A 13,839-nucleotide genomic window follows, 5' to 3' on the forward strand; every position below is an offset into this window, starting at 1 on the left:
CCGAGCGACACCGTCCGTCCAGGGCGCCCTGGCATCGGGTACACGGGCGGCCCGCGCGGTCCTGGACGACCTGCGGTCGGGCACGGCCTGAGGACGGTTCTCTCGGTACTCCGAACGGCCGTGCCGACGTCCCGTGGCGTGCCCTGCCGGGGCGATGCGGCTCCTGGAAATGGCGGCGCTTCCGCCGCTTGAGATGCCGGCCGCGAAACGGTACGCGCACAGGAGCCTCCGACACCATCCGCTGAAACAACCCCCACAACCCGTCCGGCACCAGACGCTCGGCAACCGCCACCACGCCTCGCAGCCCACCGACCCGTAGGAAGCGTGCCGTAAACGCGACGCCTTGCGATGACAGGCCATGGCAGGATCACCGGATGTCCAACGATGTTGCCTATCCCGTCTTCCGCACCCCTGACCCGGCACTCGCCCTGCGCACCGCGCGCCGTCTCATGGAGTTCGGCCGCTGCGAGCATTCCGAGGTCTCCGCGTACGCGGAGCTTTCCTCCGTCGCCGAGGTGCGGCGGATGGCGAAGGCCATGTCCCAGGGACGATTCTGCGGGGCATCTGAACTGGACGAATTCGAAGGGGTGCCGTTCGAGGACCAGCCTGCTCTCGTCGTCGGTGTCGAGGCGAGCGGCTTGCCGACCGAGGAAGCCGCGTTCGAGGGGCGGCTGCCGGTGGAGTGGGAGGTGTGGAACCTGCCGATCGGCAGTATCGAGGCGGATCTGACCGCGGCGATCGGTCCGAATGTGGGCTTGATCAATTGGGATGCGCTGCAATGGCCCGCCGCTCCCGAGGCCGGATTCCACGGCGAGTCCAAGCATGCCGAAGTGACGCTCCTCTTCAACACCGACACCCGCGAGCTCGATGAGCCCGCCGATGACCACACCGTCCTCGTCCACGTCCGCAGTGCCGTCGTCGACGGCCGCCAGAGAGACGAGCCGTATGCCCACTGGCTCGCCGCGCAGGTGGGCCTCACCGTCATCGGGCCCGCGCAACGGTGCTGAAGGAACCCGCCAGCCCTCGGGAACAGCTCCCACAACTCGTCCGCTACCAGCTGCTCGACGATCCCCGCCGCGGCCTGCCGGCCCCCGGCCGCCGGCGGCCCGAATAGGCCGGGCCGATCAGCCGCTCAGCACTATCGTCTGCGGACAAGAGCCTTACGCCCCGGGGGGGAAGTGCCTTGAGACAACGGATTCTCACGAGCGTCGGCGCAGTCACGCTGCTGGTGACAACGGCCGGTTGTACGTCGGGCACGGAACAACTACGGGACTCCTCGAAGCCCGCGGCCGTGAAGTCCTCGGCCACGACACCGTCGGCGGCCGCCCAGCGGGCGTACGACAAGATGCCGGCGCGGCCGCTGGGCCGGGCGGCGGTCAGCGGCCGTGACCACGCCTTCCTGCGGGAGGCGTTCGCTATCCAGATGCCGGCAGGACACAAGGTTCCACCGGCCGACGAGGTGGCCGTGATCCGACGCATGGACGCCAAGAACGGGGATCTGGCCTGGATGTCCGACGGGCGCACCTTCTGCTACGGCAAGATCCGGGAAGGTTACAGCTCGCTCAGCTGCGGCCAGCTCCCTGAGGAGCCGCCGGCGCCCGGACTGCTCTTCGCGATCTGGGGCGAGCCTGACCGGGTGACCAACGGGGAAAACAACGACGAGGTCCGTGTCGTGGGCTTCGTGATCGCCGAGGGCGGTCCGGCACGGTTCGACCACGTGAGGCGGAGCAAGGGGACGGGGCCGGTGCATCAGGCGGTCGCGAGGTTCCCTTCCGGTCGTATGGTCACCTTCCTGACGATCGACCGTGCCTATGGGCCCATCGACCCCGAGGCGGAGATCTGCAGGAGTGACCGGAAGATCTGCTTCCCGTCCGAGGACCTGCCGCACTGACCCGGCGGCGGTGCGCGGCCGTCAGCCGCGTACCGCTCCGCGAGGCCCTGCGCTCTGGTTCAGTCCCACCAGAGCGACCACACCGTCGAGCGGGCCATCGTGTCACCGGTCTTCACCGCATCGTCCACGGTGTCGTGGCAGTAGGCGCGCAGCTCCGCGGCGGCCTGTGCGGCGCCCCGAGGATCCAGGGGCGGCCGGTCGACGACCAGCTCCAGGTAGGAGCCGTAGGCGAAGAAGAGCTCGGCGCTCCACCGCTCGTGCCAGCGGCGCAGGAGCGCGGAGGTGTCGAGGGGCGTCAGGCCGCGGTCGCCGTACCCGGCCCAGCCCCACGTCGTGTAGACACGCGGCAGAAGCACCGGAACCTCGTGGCCACCGCGCGCGGCCACCAAGTTCACCCACCGCCAGTCCTTCTCGAAGAACTCCCGGGTGCCGCTCGCCCACTGCGACACCCCCGGCAGCGGCCGTTCCACGGCCGGTGCGAGCAGGGGTGCCAGCCGGTCGGGGTCGTAGTCGGACCGCCAGAGGTCGAAATCGTCGTCCACGCCTGCGACCTCCTCCACCGCCCACCGGCAGGCCGACACCACTATGGACGCCGCCCTCGCGTCGTAGTCCTGAGACGCGGCTTCGCCGACGCACCGCTCCAGCACGTCGGCATCCCACGCCTCATGCCCGTGCCACTCCGTCGCATCACTCGGCGCGCTCAACGTGACGTACGGCCACCAACCGGTCCGGTCATGCCTGCCGCGCCACTCCTCCCACACCGCACGGGCCTGCTCGCGGGGCACGCGGACGCCAAGGATCTCGACACGCGCCGCGGTCACAGCCCGCTCGGCCTCGGCGGCGGGAAAGGACATCCGCAAGCGGTGAAGGAGGTCATCGGAGGAGACAAGCGGCGCGCGGAGGAACGATGTCATGAGATCAGGACCCTAGCCGATCCCGGCATGGTGGGCCCTTCCTCACTGCTTGCAGGAGTTCAGAACGCGTCTGCCCGCCCCCTTCGCGCGAGGCACAGGTTCGGGCGCCTCCTGTTCCGTATCGCCAGGGTTCGTGCTCGTCACCAAATGAGATGACGTCCAAAGCGCCTCGTTCAGAGGTCCGTGGCCCCCGGATAGTGGTGGCGAAGCTCGCTGAGTACGCGCTCGTCGACAGCCCTGACGTCCCACAGGGAACTGTCGAATTCGGTCAGGACGACCACCAGGTCATCCCCGGCGAACCCACATGCTTCGGCGTCGATCAACTGCAGGAAGGGGGTCGTCAGCGACAGAAGCGTCAACGTATCGATGCCGGAGTCGGCGGACCGACTCTCCATTTCGGCACAGCGAGGATCGACGATCTCGTCGAGTTCGACGCGCCATGTCAGGTCCAGGCCGCAGCTGCCGAGGCGAACCAGCAGCTCGGCCAGGGTCACGTAGTGCCTTCCGTGCCAGGCCGGAAACGTGATCCCCTTCATCTTTGCCTCTGCTTCGGCTGTGTAGCGCGACATGCGCCCCCCTTCGTTCAGCGAAGACTAAAGCGTGTTGCAGAAGGTGGTGTCCGGGCAGGTCAGGGCCGGGTTTGTGGCCGGTCTGGTCATGCGGCGAGGGCGAGGTTGTGCATGTGGGCGACGGCCTGGACCGCGTGGTGGAGGCCGCTGCCGCGCTGTCGGCAGTCGCGGAGGATCTTGTAGTGCTTCATGCGGGCGAAGGCGTGCTCGACGCGGGCCCTGATCCGTCGGTGTTCGGCGTTGTCCTCTTCCTCGCCGGGCAGCAGGGCCCGTCCGGGGCGTTTGCGGTGGGGGACGACGAGTCCGGTATTGATGTAGGCACCGTCGCCGAGGACGGTCACGCCGTCGCACTGGCCGGCCAGGCCAGAGTCCCGCCACGCTTTCGCGTCCGCGGTGTTGCCGGGCACCGGCCGGGCCGCGGCGATGACCAGTTTGGTGTCGGCGTGGATGATGAGCTGCACGTTCACCGAGAACCGGTAGTTGCGCGAGGACGCACCGACCTTCCGGTCGCGGACCGGGACCAGGGTGCCGTGCACGCTCCACAGCCGCTCGGCCGCGTCGGCAAGACGGGTGGCCGGCTCGATCGCGAGCAGCGGCCGCAGCCGCTGGACGACGCGGCACGCCGTCGCCGGCGAGACGCCGAACAGCGGCGCGAGCTGCCGCATGACGAGGTTCGCACGGTAGTAGACGGCGGCCAGCAGAACCCGGTCCGCCGACGGCAGACACCACGGACGGCCACCACCGGGCCCTTACCGCCCCGCTCCGCACGACCTTCAGCAGACCCGTGAACTTCTCCACTCACAACGGCTCAGCAAGCCCTCAACACCCCACACATACAAGGGAAACGCCCGGGTCGGAACCTTCTGCAACACGCTTCAAGGGGTGACCCGCTACGTCCTGGAGGGGCCCTGTCGGGGTTCGAAAAAGGTGCCGATCCCGTGCGATCAGTCTGTGTACGGTACCGGCGTGATCGACACTGATTGCGCTCGTTTGGGTGCGGAGGCCGCGCGGCGATTGGCTGAGGCGGACTGCTGTGAGATGGCTCCAGGGCTCACGGACGAAGAGTTCAGCCGGATCGAGGCGACCTATGGGTTTGAGTTCTCCCCGGAGCATCGTGCCTTCCTGGCCGCAGGGTTGCCGATTGCCTCGCCTCCCGAGGAAGGCGCAACGTGGCAGCAGCCCTGGCCCGAATGGCGTCACGCGGATGCAGACGACCTGCGCCATCGGCTGGACTGGCCGGCACGAGAAGTGCTGGGCGACGTCGCTCACGGCAACTGGCATCCGGCCCTGGGGGTACGCCCCGCCACCACTAAAGGGGCCGTGGAGACGGCCCGAGCGGTACTCGCGCAAGCGCCGCGCCTCGTTCCCGTATGCGCGCACCGGTTCGTGCCTGCGGGTCGCAATACTCCGGGACATCCGGTCTTGTCGGTGTGGGGAACCGACATCATCTGTTGCGGCCGTGATCTTGCCGACTACATCGACCACGAGTTCGGCGAGGTGGACAAGAACGCGCCTTGGGCTCCGAGACAAGCAGGCCGGCGGCCAGCATCGTAAGTCGCAGCCGGAGTTGTGGCGGTCGCCGAACGAGCATCCCGCGGGGGTCTGAACGGCCGTCCTGTGATGCGGAGCGGGGCCGGGATCCGGGCCGGGAGATGCGGGCTGTACTCGCGCACACCTGCGGCATTCCGTGCGCGCCCCGCGATACTGACATCGTGCGCATCGAGAGCTGAGTGGCCTGGGGGGCAGTAGTGGTTGAGTTTCGCGTGAGTCGAGTGACCCCGTTCGTGGAGTGGAGGCAACCGGCGGTCGCTGCCCGCGTCTACGCGACATGCGCCACGCCCCTCGGGGAGGCGGCCCTGATCCGTGAACGTGGCCCGCGCACGCGTCCCGAGGATCACGCGGATGCGGTGGAGAGCTGGACGGTGTCCCTGCGGGACGGAGAGGCCTCGCTCACGGTTCACCGGCTCGCGGCGGACCCGTTGTGGTTGCGGTGGCGGATCTGGAAGGGGTTCGAGGGGGAGGCGGACGGCGAGCCGTTCCGGTTCGGCGGCACGTCCGCCCTGCGGCGTTCCCGCCGCTCGGTCACCTATGAGGGGACATCGATCGATGTGCGCATCGTGCCGCGCGCGTTCAGTCTCCGCCTTCTTGAGAGAGGCGAGGAGGTCGGGTTCCGCTCCTTCAGTGATCGATGGGTGCTGCCGGACCCCACGGATCACGCCGTGCTCGCCATCTGCCTCTTCGAGTGGGCCGGATTGGAGGACCTGCTCAGAACGCCCCTTCTTCGGGACTTGTGACGGGCGGGCGCGGGGCTTGGTCGTCAAGCGCCGGCACCGCACCCCGGTCCGACCGGCGCGTCCGCTGCACCGGCGTGCCCGCCTCCACCGTCTCGCGCGGGCGTCGAGCAGAATGACGCCATGGCATCGCGCATCTCGTCCCCGAAGGAGTCCTGGCGTCGCATCGACGCCTGGCTGGCTGCTCACGCGACGGCCGATTTCGTCGTGCTGAACCCGCCCGCTTCACGGGACGACATCGAACGTGCCGAGCGCGTCCTCGGGATCCCGCTTCCCGCTGACCTTGTCGAGTCGCTGCGGTGCCATGACGGCGTCAGCAGCTGGACGACGCTCCTGCCGGAGCAGTCACCGCTGCCGGTGCGGGGCATCGTGGAGCACTGGCAGATGTCCATGGGTGTCGCTGCGGAGAACGACGGGCTGACCCGTCGGCCCTGGGACGACGAGCCCTGGTGGCATCCTCTGTGGATTCCCTGGGCGGAAAGCGCCGACGGCGGCGCGCAGGTGATCGACCAGCGCCCTGGTGCGCACGCGGGCCGCCTCGGCTGGGCAGGCCACAGCGGCGGAGGCGACTTCTCCGATACGTGGCCCGATCTGGCGAGCGTCCTCCACGCCGTCGCCGACGCACTCCACGAAGGTGGTGGGGTACGCGGGATGTATCCGTACCTCACCAACCGCGGCGGGCTCTGGTGGGACGAGGAGAGCTGTACGGAGCTCAACGGAGAACCGCTGCGGGAGGCGCCCGTCGGGACGGCCTGACCGGCGCGGGTGGAGTGGGGTGCCGTGCCTCAGGAGGTCCGATCGGGCCCGTAGTCGATGACTTCAGGGGCAGGCGTGGCCGGCCGTCCGGTGACTCATCCACACCGCCACATCGCAGACGCGCAGGGCGCTCACCGTCTCCGGGAGGCCCGCTGTTCGCCGCACGTCGAGGAGTCGGTGGTGCAGCGCCGCGTCGTCCTCGCGCAGCGCGGTCCGGAGGGAGAGCCAGAAGGACTCGGGACGGCCTACCGCGCAGCGGACGACGCGGTCGTAGACGGGGAGCAGTCGGGGGCGCTTGCGGGCCAGGAGCTTTCCGGCGATCACCCAGTTGACCCCGTGCTGTTCGCACAGCAGGTTCCAAGCCTGGTCGGCCGCTGAGCCCTTGGACAGGTGGAGCGCGTCGGCGTCGACCATGTCGACGTCCGTCGGAATGGCCCGCAGCAGGTCGGACAGCCGTCTGCCGAGATCGCCCTCCAACAGGTCCAGCGCGACGGGCGCCGGCACGACGACGGACAGCGTCTGCACCGCGATCAGGTCCTCCGCCGTGATCCGGTCGGCGGTCTCAGGGCGGTCTCCCCCACCGCCCAGTGACTCGAACCGGGCTCCGGTCAACGGGACTTCACCGTCCGGCGCATCGTTGCCGAAGTAGCGCCGCAGGTCGGCGACGACACGCTCGGAACCCAGGAGACTATGCAATTGCTGCGCCAGCGGCGACGACGACGCGGTGCCGGTATCGATGTCGGTATCGGAAACAGTCATGGAAGCTCCGTCCTTCTTCGGGTCCGTCGGATCTGCGCTCGGGCGCCGAGCGCGGACCATCGCGTGAGGGGGGGCGCCCTGGCGTCGCCATTGTCGCCGCTCTTTCCGCGCCTTGAGGGAGAATCCAGGCTCCAGATCGCTGACGAAGCTGACGAAGGGGCATTGCCGGCCGTGAGGAACACGCTGAATCTGTGGCGTCAGGAACTCAGAGACGTACCCGAGTCCGTCTGGGAACGGACGGAGCTGGAGGTGCTGATCCTCGCGGACACCGGACTCACCGCGCTCCCTCCGGACATCGGACGGCTCCGCCGGCTGAGGACGCTGGACCTCGGCCACAACGCCCTGTCAGCGGTTCCCGAAGAGATCGGCGCCCTCAGCGAGTTGAGCGACTGCCTCTATCTGCACGACAACGCACTGTCCCGGCTCCCCGACTCACTCGGGCGTCTGAACCGTCTCCGGTACCTCAACGTCGGCGAGAACCGCCTCACCATCCTGCCGGACACCATCGGCGCGATGACCGGGCTCATCGAGTTGCGGGCGCAGCACAATCGGCTCACCGCGCTGCCCGACTCCCTCGGAAGCCTGCGATGCCTGCGTGAGCTGTGGCTGCGAGGCAACGCGATCGAGGACTTACCGTCGTCGACGGCCCAACTGCGGGAACTGCGCCACCTGGACCTGCGCGAGAACGCTCTGTCGGAAGTGCCCGCACCCCTCGCCGGTCTCCCCCGGCTGCGGCAGATCGATCTGCGCAGCAACCGTCTCCGCCGACTGCCCGACTGGCTCGCCCGGATGCCCTCGCTGGAGAAGCTTGACCTGCGCTGGAACGAGGTCGACCCCTCCCTGCCCCTCGTGGGTGAGCTGGAGCGACTGGGGTGTGTCGTCCTGACCTGACCCGACCTGACTCGACCCAATCCGACCTGCCCCGCCCCGTCGACAGATGCGCCGTCGGCGGGCACGGGGACGCGTACGAGCACACGGGCGCGGGCACGGCTTCAGTGACAGCGACTCATTCTCCCCTACTCGGGGATGATCGCCGTCGCCTCGATCTCCACGAGGGCACCCGGACGGGCGTGGCCCGCGGTGGTGACGACGGTGACGGCCGTGCGGTGGTCGCCCCATACGGAGCGCGACGCCGCGAATCCCGTCTCGGCGTCTACCCCGTCCACGAGGTAGATGGTGAGCTTGACGACGTTCTCCGGGCCGGTGCCGGAGGCCGCCAGCACAGTCAGCACGTTGCGCAGGGCCTGTTCGGTCTGCGCCTCGATGCCCTCCAGCAGGTTTCCGTCGCTATCCGTGCCGAGTTGACCTCCGACGTAGAGCGTCCGGGCGGCGGGCGCGATGACGCCCTGCGCGAAGGCCGGGTTGTAGTGCAGCTCTTCGGGGTCGAGGTGGGTCGTCTTCACGGTCATGGACAGTCTCCTCGTTGCAGGTACAGCGTTCGGTTGCGGGTGGGCGTCACCCGGCGGAGCCGGCGCCCGCATACCGATCGGCTTCCCCAGACTGCCTCACCCAGGCGCCGAGGGCCGGTAGGCCGTACGCGTACGTTGCACAGCGTGTCGGCGCGAATGCGGTGCGCGCACGCGCGCCGCACACAGGGGCCGCGCGACAGCCGTGGGCCGTTCACCCTCCCTCCCCGCGGACGACGCAGCCTGTAGACACTGTCTACGACGGCTGGTAGACAATGTCTATGAATACTGAGGGGTCCCTGCGTGAGCGACTGGTCGACGCCGGTGTCGAGCTGGTGCTGTCCGAGGGCAGCGCATCGGTCGGTCTCCGGGAGATCGCCCGCCGGGCCGGGGTGTCGCACGGCGCTCCGCGGCGCTACTTCCCGACACACCGCGCGCTGCTGTCGGCCATCGCCCGCAGAGGTTTCGAGGAGCTGGCCGCGCGATCCGCCACGGCCACCGCCGGGAGAAACGCACCTCGCGAGGAACTGGCGGCTCTGGCCCGGGTGTACGTCGCCTACGCACGCGATCGCCGCGGCATGTTCGAGCTGATGTTCCGTCATGATCTGCTCGACAGCGCCGAAGAGGGCGGGTCGCCAGACGGTCCTCGGCTGCGGGAGCTGACCCTCCCGATGTTCCAGCGCAGCACGGAACTCGTCGCCCGGTGTCGGACAACGCCGGCTGAGTCGTCGGCCGCGATCACCGCCGCCGCCCTGTGGGCGAACGTGCACGGCATCGCCCAACTGTGGTCCTGGCGCAGCCTGCGCCTCGCCCTCGGCGACCAGGGCCCCGACGGCCCCGACGATCCCGACGGACCCGACCGTTTGATCGAGGCAGCGCTGGACGCCCATCTCGGGCCGGTGGCCTCCTGACCGCCGCCGGAAATCCGCGGCATTCGGCCTCGCCTTCCGACGGCGCGACCGGGCGGCGACCGTCGCGGCGCACGGCGCCGTTCCGCCGCAGGCGCGACCCGGCCCGCAGCATCCGCTCGCCGCGAGCGCGGCACAGAACCCATGGGGGAACGCATCGATGTATCAGCACCTGAAACACCTGGTCGGGCCGGTACTGCGCACCGCAGTACGGCTCGAAGCCATGGGCCTGGAGAACGTGCCGCGGTCGGGCGGCGTCATCCTCGCGTCCAACCACCTGTCCGTCGTGGACTCCACGTTCCTGCCGCTGGTGCTGGACCGGCAGGTCACCTTCATGGCGAAGGCGGAGTACTTTGAAGGCGGCCCTTGGCCGACCCGGATCATCTCGTCCTTCATGCGGGGCAGCGGGCAGGTTCCGGTCGACCGCGACGACCAACGAGCCGCGGTCGCCTCGCTCGAAGCGTGTCTGCGGGTGATCGAGGACGGCGGCCTCTTCTGCATCTACCCCGAGGGCACCCGGTCCCCGGACGGCCGGCTCTACCGGGCCAGGACGGGCGCGGCCTGGCTGGCCCTCCGATCCGGCGCGCCGGTGGTGCCCGTGGCCATGAGCGGCACCGATCGCGTCCTGCCGCCCGGACGCGCGCTTCCGCGTCCGGCAAAGGTCACCGTCACCTTCGGCAAGCCCGTCGACCTCTACCTGCACGAGGGCTCCGCCGCTGACGCCCGCGCCCGGAGAGCCGTGTCCGACCTGATCGCCCAGGCCATCGCGGAGGTCTCCGGCCAGGAGTACGTACCGGTCTACGCGCCGAGGGCCCGAGCGAACGCGCGAGGCTGACCCGGCCGCTAATCGTGTCTGACGGGCTTCGGCGCCGCCTCGCGTTCTCCCCGCGCCGCACCCCGACGCCGCACGGCCACGCCCACGGCCCCCCACCGCAGAGCCGTCACCGCGACCCCGGCGACCGCCGCAACGCACAACGCCATGAACGCGTCAGGCGTCCACGTCCCCAGCGGCCCGGCGCCCACAGAGGCGAGGGCCGCCGCCAGGGCGAGCACGGGGGTCACACCGACGAGGGACCAGAGGAGGGTGGAGGCGGTACGGGGGCGGCGGGCCGCGGGGCGGACGAGCAGGCGGTACGCGTGGGCGGACCCGGCCAGGAGGAGCACCGCCAGGGCGGTGAGGGCCCCGACCGTGGCGTAGTAGGGCGTGGCGGCGGGGGCGTCCGCGGCGGCGGCCCCGGCGAGGATGCGGGCCGCGCCGAAGCCGACCTCCATGACGGCGGAGTCGTGGAGGAGGCCGTGGAGGTTCTGCTGGAGGACCAGAGCGAGGCCGCGGTCCGGCAGGAGGAAGACCATGGCGGAGTAGCCGGGGGTGGCACCGGTGTGCCAGACGGCGGTGTCGAGCGGGGGTTCCAGGCCGCCGACGCGCCAGCCGAGACCGTATCCGGTGCCGGCGCCGGACGGGTGGAGCCGGCCCTCCTGCCGCATGAGGCGGACGGATTCGGAGGTGAGCACCGACCCGCCGTCGGCCGTCTTCCCCGAGCGGAGCTGGAGTGCCGCGAAGGCGGCCAGGTCGTTCAGGTCGCCGCCCGTGTAGCCGTAGGCTGCGCCGGCGTCGTCCACGCCGTCCACGATCGCGGACGGCACGCCCCAGAGCAGCTGATGTCCCGGCGGCAGGTGGCGTGCCCGGGCGGACACGCGGTCGGCGATCGCGCCGTCCATGCCCGCCGGGCGCAGGACGCTGCCCTTGAGGTGGTCGGCGAAGGGACGGCCGGTGACGGACTCGACCAGGGCGGCCAGGACGAGGTAGCCGGCGCTGGTGTAGGCGTACGTGGTGCCGGGCGGGCCCAGGGGTCGTACGCCGTCCAGTGCGGAGAGGCGCCGGGTCGCCTCCGGACAGTCGGCGTCGACGCAGTCCGCGACCTCGAAGGTCGCCGACTCGGGCAGGCCCGCGGTGTGCCCCAGCAGGTGACGTACCGTCACCCGACGGGCGTGGCTGGGGCCTCCGAAGCGGAAGGCCGGCAGGTGGTCTGCCACACGGTCGTCCAGCCGGAGCCGGCCGTCCTGGACAAGCGTCATCACGGCGGTGGCGGCGATCGGCTTGGCGACCGATCCCCAGAGGAACGGGGTGGCGTCCGTGACCGGTTCGCCGTGTCCGTCCGTGCCCCAACTCCTCGTGTGGACCGGTCCGTCAGGGCCGACGACGGCGTAGGCGAGGCCGGGCGTACGGGTGGCGGACATGCGCTCGCGTACGTACGCGTCCACCGCCGCCACCCGGTCGGGCGGCACGGGTGCGCGCGCCGCGGCCGATGCCTGGCCGGCAGCAACCGGGACGAGCAGGGCGAGCAGGAGGGCGGTCACCGCGGCGGCGGCGCGCCGAAGCGTGCTGGGCATCAGGTCCTCGTTCGGTCGTGGACGTCGGCGGCAGGGCGGGCACGAGGGAGGGGCGGCAGCCCTAGGTGAAACCGTATGGACGTATGGTTATAGCCGTACAGTGGTACGGTTATCAAGTGCCGCGAACCGCCGATCACGAACAACGCCGCCGTCAGATCGCCGACGCCGTCAGCCGGTTGATCACCGAGCAGGGCCTCGACGCCGTCACCGTCGCACGGACGGCCGCCACCGCCGGCATCTCCGTCGGGCTCGTCCAGCACTACTTCCGCACCAAGGACGAGATGCTGCTCCACACCTTCCGTGCCGTCTCGGCCCGCATCCGCGCCCGCGTCGACGAGCGCATCAGGGAAGGCACCGCGCACCAGCAGCCTTTGGCGCGGGTGATGGCCGCCGTGATGACCGAGTACATCCCGCTGGACGAGGCCCGCCGCGCCGAGTACCGCGTCGCGCGCGCGTTCGCCGGCCGGGCCCTCGACGCGCCCGCGCTCGCCGAGGTCGACACGGAGAGCGCCCGGCGGCTGCGCGAGGACATCTCCCTCGCCGTCCACAACGGCAAGGAGTGCGAGGAGGTCGACCGGCAGCTCGATCCCCAGGCCGCCGCCGTGCGCCTCGCCGCCGTGATGGAGGGACTGGCCCTCCAGGTCTACCGCGAGCCCGGGGGCGCCGCCGGCGAGTCCGTCACTCGGTACGTGCAACCCGTACTCGACGCCGAGATCGGAGCCGTCTTCACCGGCACCTGTCGCCAGTACACGACTTGAGACGGCGGCGGCGACGGCAGCCGCCGTGCGGCGCGGATCGGCACCCGCACAGAGGGGCATCACCCCGTGCGCCCGGGCGGAGCGGCGGCCCGGGCCCCTCTTCGGATCATCCGATCGCCGATCGGCGCACGCTATACGGACCTATTACCTCTAATCGGACATGAGTGCCTATGTTGGGCGAACTGCATCATGGGTTCCCCAGGAGTTGAGGCTGATGGCCGTGCCCGTTTCCGAGTCCGCGCTGGTCCGAGGAGCTCGCGAAGCGCAGCGTCCGTCCCGCTGGTGGATCGGCTGGCTCGTCGTCTTCCTCGGCGGCGTGATCGCCATCAACATCGCCGTCGAGCCGGCCGCCCGCGCCCTGCTCGGCGACCCGGCGACAGGGTCGCCGAAGGCGCAGTGGGTGGAGCTGTTCACCAACGCGGCGACGCTCGCCGTGGTCGCCGCCTGGGTCTGCCTCAAGGAGCGCCGCCCCTTCGCCTCCCTCGGCTTCCGGGGTACGCACCGCCTCGCCTCCCTCGCGGGCGGCTTCGCCGCCGGCGCCGGCATGCTCGCCCTCGGCGTCCTCGTCCTGACCCTCACCGGCCAGTACGACACGCACGGCTCCGCCCACACCACCAGCGGCGCCGCCGCCCTCGGGACCGTCCTCCCGCTCCTGATCGTCTGGATCGTGCAGGCGTCCACGGAGGAGACCGTCACCCGCGGCTACATGCTCCAGACCGCCGCCTCACAGATCCGCGGCCCCCTCGCCGTCGCCCTCGTGGCCGTCGTCTTCGCCGTCGCCCACGTCGACCTCCGCCCCCTCGTGCTCCTGAACATCGTCCTGTTCTCCCTCATGGCCAGCTTCCTCTCCCTGGCCCGCGGGTCGCTGTGGATCGCCATCGGCGTCCACATCGGCTGGAACGCCTTCCAGGGCAACGTCTTCGGCCTTCCCGTCAGCGGCAACCCCTACGGCGCCTCCCTCTGGACCTTCGGCCCGACCACCGGCTCCGACACCTGGATCACCGGCTCCGACTTCGGCATCGAGGGCGGCATCGTCACCACCCTCATCTGGGGCGCGGCCACCGTCCTCGCCTACGCCTACTGGCGCCGCGCCGGCCGGCGCGCACCCCTGGAAGTCCCCGCATCCGGCACCGCGTCGCGCACGCGTCCAGCAGGCGAACCCGGCGCGGTCTGATCCGGAAGAGGCCGCCTGGCCC

General features: G+C 70.4%; 15 protein-coding genes and 1 pseudogene. 10 read left to right on the forward strand and 6 right to left on the reverse strand.

Annotated elements, in window-relative coordinates:
- Positions 1-374 precede the first annotated feature (374 nt).
- Positions 375-1,007 (forward strand): hypothetical protein, encoded by a 633-nt coding sequence (locus ACFVQZ_RS00005; protein WP_383618429.1) that lies wholly within the window; start codon positions 375-377, stop codon positions 1,005-1,007.
- Between the two features lie 176 nt (positions 1,008-1,183).
- Complete coding sequence (locus ACFVQZ_RS00010; protein ID WP_383618431.1) at positions 1,184-1,891, forward strand: hypothetical protein; 708 nt, start codon at positions 1,184-1,186, stop codon at positions 1,889-1,891.
- Between the two features lie 59 nt (positions 1,892-1,950).
- On the opposite strand, the gene ACFVQZ_RS00015 is transcribed toward ACFVQZ_RS00010, so the two are convergent.
- From ACFVQZ_RS00015 to ACFVQZ_RS00025, 3 genes and pseudogenes are all read right to left on the reverse strand, one after another.
- On the reverse strand, positions 1,951-2,433 hold the full coding sequence (locus ACFVQZ_RS00015; protein ID WP_383618432.1) for a DUF4253 domain-containing protein: 483 nt from the start codon (positions 2,431-2,433) through the stop codon (positions 1,951-1,953).
- Between the two features lie 545 nt (positions 2,434-2,978).
- Positions 2,979-3,374 carry a hypothetical protein gene (locus ACFVQZ_RS00020; RefSeq protein WP_383618433.1) on the reverse strand — a complete coding sequence of 132 codons (396 nt, stop codon included), beginning with the start codon at positions 3,372-3,374 and terminating at the stop codon, positions 2,979-2,981.
- 86 nt (positions 3,375-3,460) lie between these two features.
- Positions 3,461-4,172: pseudogene (locus tag ACFVQZ_RS00025) on the reverse strand (transposase family protein).
- Positions 4,173-4,340: 168 nt separating this feature from the next.
- Here ACFVQZ_RS00025 and ACFVQZ_RS00030 point away from each other — a divergent pair.
- The 3 genes from ACFVQZ_RS00030 (at position 4,341) to ACFVQZ_RS00040 (ending at position 6,421) form a co-directional block, all read left to right on the forward strand.
- Positions 4,341-4,928: a hypothetical protein gene (locus ACFVQZ_RS00030; protein ID WP_383618434.1), complete on the forward strand. Its 588-nt coding sequence runs from the start codon at positions 4,341-4,343 to the stop codon at positions 4,926-4,928.
- A 218-nt stretch (positions 4,929-5,146) separates the two neighbouring features.
- A complete protein-coding gene (locus tag ACFVQZ_RS00035) occupies positions 5,147-5,668 on the forward strand; it encodes a hypothetical protein (protein ID WP_383618435.1) in 522 nt (173 codons plus the stop codon).
- A gap of 120 nt (positions 5,669-5,788) precedes the next feature.
- Positions 5,789-6,421 carry an SMI1/KNR4 family protein gene (locus ACFVQZ_RS00040; RefSeq protein WP_383618436.1) on the forward strand — a complete coding sequence of 211 codons (633 nt, stop codon included), beginning with the start codon at positions 5,789-5,791 and terminating at the stop codon, positions 6,419-6,421.
- A 63-nt stretch (positions 6,422-6,484) separates the two neighbouring features.
- Here the strand turns inward: ACFVQZ_RS00040 and ACFVQZ_RS00045 are convergent, their stop codons facing one another.
- Complete coding sequence (locus ACFVQZ_RS00045) at positions 6,485-7,180, reverse strand: DUF6308 family protein (protein WP_383618437.1); 696 nt, start codon at positions 7,178-7,180, stop codon at positions 6,485-6,487.
- Between the two features lie 171 nt (positions 7,181-7,351).
- On the opposite strand from ACFVQZ_RS00045, the gene ACFVQZ_RS00050 reads away from it, so the two are divergent.
- Entirely contained in the window at positions 7,352-8,071 is a 720-nt protein-coding gene (locus ACFVQZ_RS00050; protein ID WP_383618438.1) for a leucine-rich repeat domain-containing protein, read from the forward strand.
- Positions 8,072-8,196: 125 nt separating this feature from the next.
- Here the strand turns inward: ACFVQZ_RS00050 and ACFVQZ_RS00055 are convergent, their stop codons facing one another.
- Positions 8,197-8,589 (reverse strand): RidA family protein, encoded by a 393-nt coding sequence (locus ACFVQZ_RS00055; RefSeq protein WP_030497704.1) that lies wholly within the window; start codon positions 8,587-8,589, stop codon positions 8,197-8,199.
- 278 nt (positions 8,590-8,867) lie between these two features.
- Between ACFVQZ_RS00055 and ACFVQZ_RS00060 the strand changes: the two genes are divergently transcribed.
- Positions 8,868-9,497 (forward strand): TetR/AcrR family transcriptional regulator, encoded by a 630-nt coding sequence (locus tag ACFVQZ_RS00060; RefSeq protein ID WP_383618439.1) that lies wholly within the window; start codon positions 8,868-8,870, stop codon positions 9,495-9,497.
- A 157-nt stretch (positions 9,498-9,654) separates the two neighbouring features.
- Positions 9,655-10,329 carry a lysophospholipid acyltransferase family protein gene (locus tag ACFVQZ_RS00065; RefSeq protein ID WP_383618440.1) on the forward strand — a complete coding sequence of 225 codons (675 nt, stop codon included), beginning with the start codon at positions 9,655-9,657 and terminating at the stop codon, positions 10,327-10,329.
- An 8-nt stretch (positions 10,330-10,337) separates the two neighbouring features.
- Here the strand turns inward: ACFVQZ_RS00065 and ACFVQZ_RS00070 are convergent, their stop codons facing one another.
- Entirely contained in the window at positions 10,338-11,885 is a 1,548-nt protein-coding gene (locus ACFVQZ_RS00070) for a serine hydrolase domain-containing protein (protein ID WP_383618441.1), read from the reverse strand.
- Between the two features lie 116 nt (positions 11,886-12,001).
- On the opposite strand from ACFVQZ_RS00070, the gene ACFVQZ_RS00075 reads away from it, so the two are divergent.
- Positions 12,002-12,643, forward strand: a complete 642-nt coding sequence (locus ACFVQZ_RS00075; RefSeq protein WP_383618442.1) for a TetR/AcrR family transcriptional regulator — start codon at positions 12,002-12,004, stop codon at positions 12,641-12,643.
- Positions 12,644-12,857: 214 nt separating this feature from the next.
- Entirely contained in the window at positions 12,858-13,817 is a 960-nt protein-coding gene (locus ACFVQZ_RS00080) for a CPBP family intramembrane glutamic endopeptidase (protein ID WP_383618444.1), read from the forward strand.
- Positions 13,818-13,839 lie beyond the last annotated feature (22 nt).

It is taken from the genome of Streptomyces sp. NPDC057854 (assembly GCF_042797055.1).
Taxonomy (GTDB): domain Bacteria; phylum Actinomycetota; class Actinomycetes; order Streptomycetales; family Streptomycetaceae; genus Streptomyces.

Bases quoted from the DNA above. Each gene is read 5' to 3' on its own strand.
- ACFVQZ_RS00065 (WP_383618440.1), top strand. From the start codon at position 9,655: ATGTATCAGCACCTGAAACACCTGGTCGGGCCGGTACTGCGCACCGCA.
- ACFVQZ_RS00040 (WP_383618436.1), top strand. From the start codon at position 5,789: ATGGCATCGCGCATCTCGTCCCCGAAGGAGTCCTGGCGTCGCATCGAC.
- ACFVQZ_RS00020 (WP_383618433.1), bottom strand. From the start codon at position 3,374: ATGTCGCGCTACACAGCCGAAGCAGAGGCAAAGATGAAGGGGATCACG.
- ACFVQZ_RS00005 (WP_383618429.1), top strand. From the start codon at position 375: ATGTCCAACGATGTTGCCTATCCCGTCTTCCGCACCCCTGACCCGGCA.
- ACFVQZ_RS00060 (WP_383618439.1), top strand. From the start codon at position 8,868: ATGAATACTGAGGGGTCCCTGCGTGAGCGACTGGTCGACGCCGGTGTC.
- ACFVQZ_RS00045 (WP_383618437.1), bottom strand. From the start codon at position 7,180: ATGACTGTTTCCGATACCGACATCGATACCGGCACCGCGTCGTCGTCG.
- ACFVQZ_RS00055 (WP_030497704.1), bottom strand. From the start codon at position 8,589: ATGACCGTGAAGACGACCCACCTCGACCCCGAAGAGCTGCACTACAAC.
- ACFVQZ_RS00080 (WP_383618444.1), top strand. From the start codon at position 12,858: ATGGCCGTGCCCGTTTCCGAGTCCGCGCTGGTCCGAGGAGCTCGCGAA.
- ACFVQZ_RS00070 (WP_383618441.1), bottom strand. From the start codon at position 11,885: ATGCCCAGCACGCTTCGGCGCGCCGCCGCCGCGGTGACCGCCCTCCTG.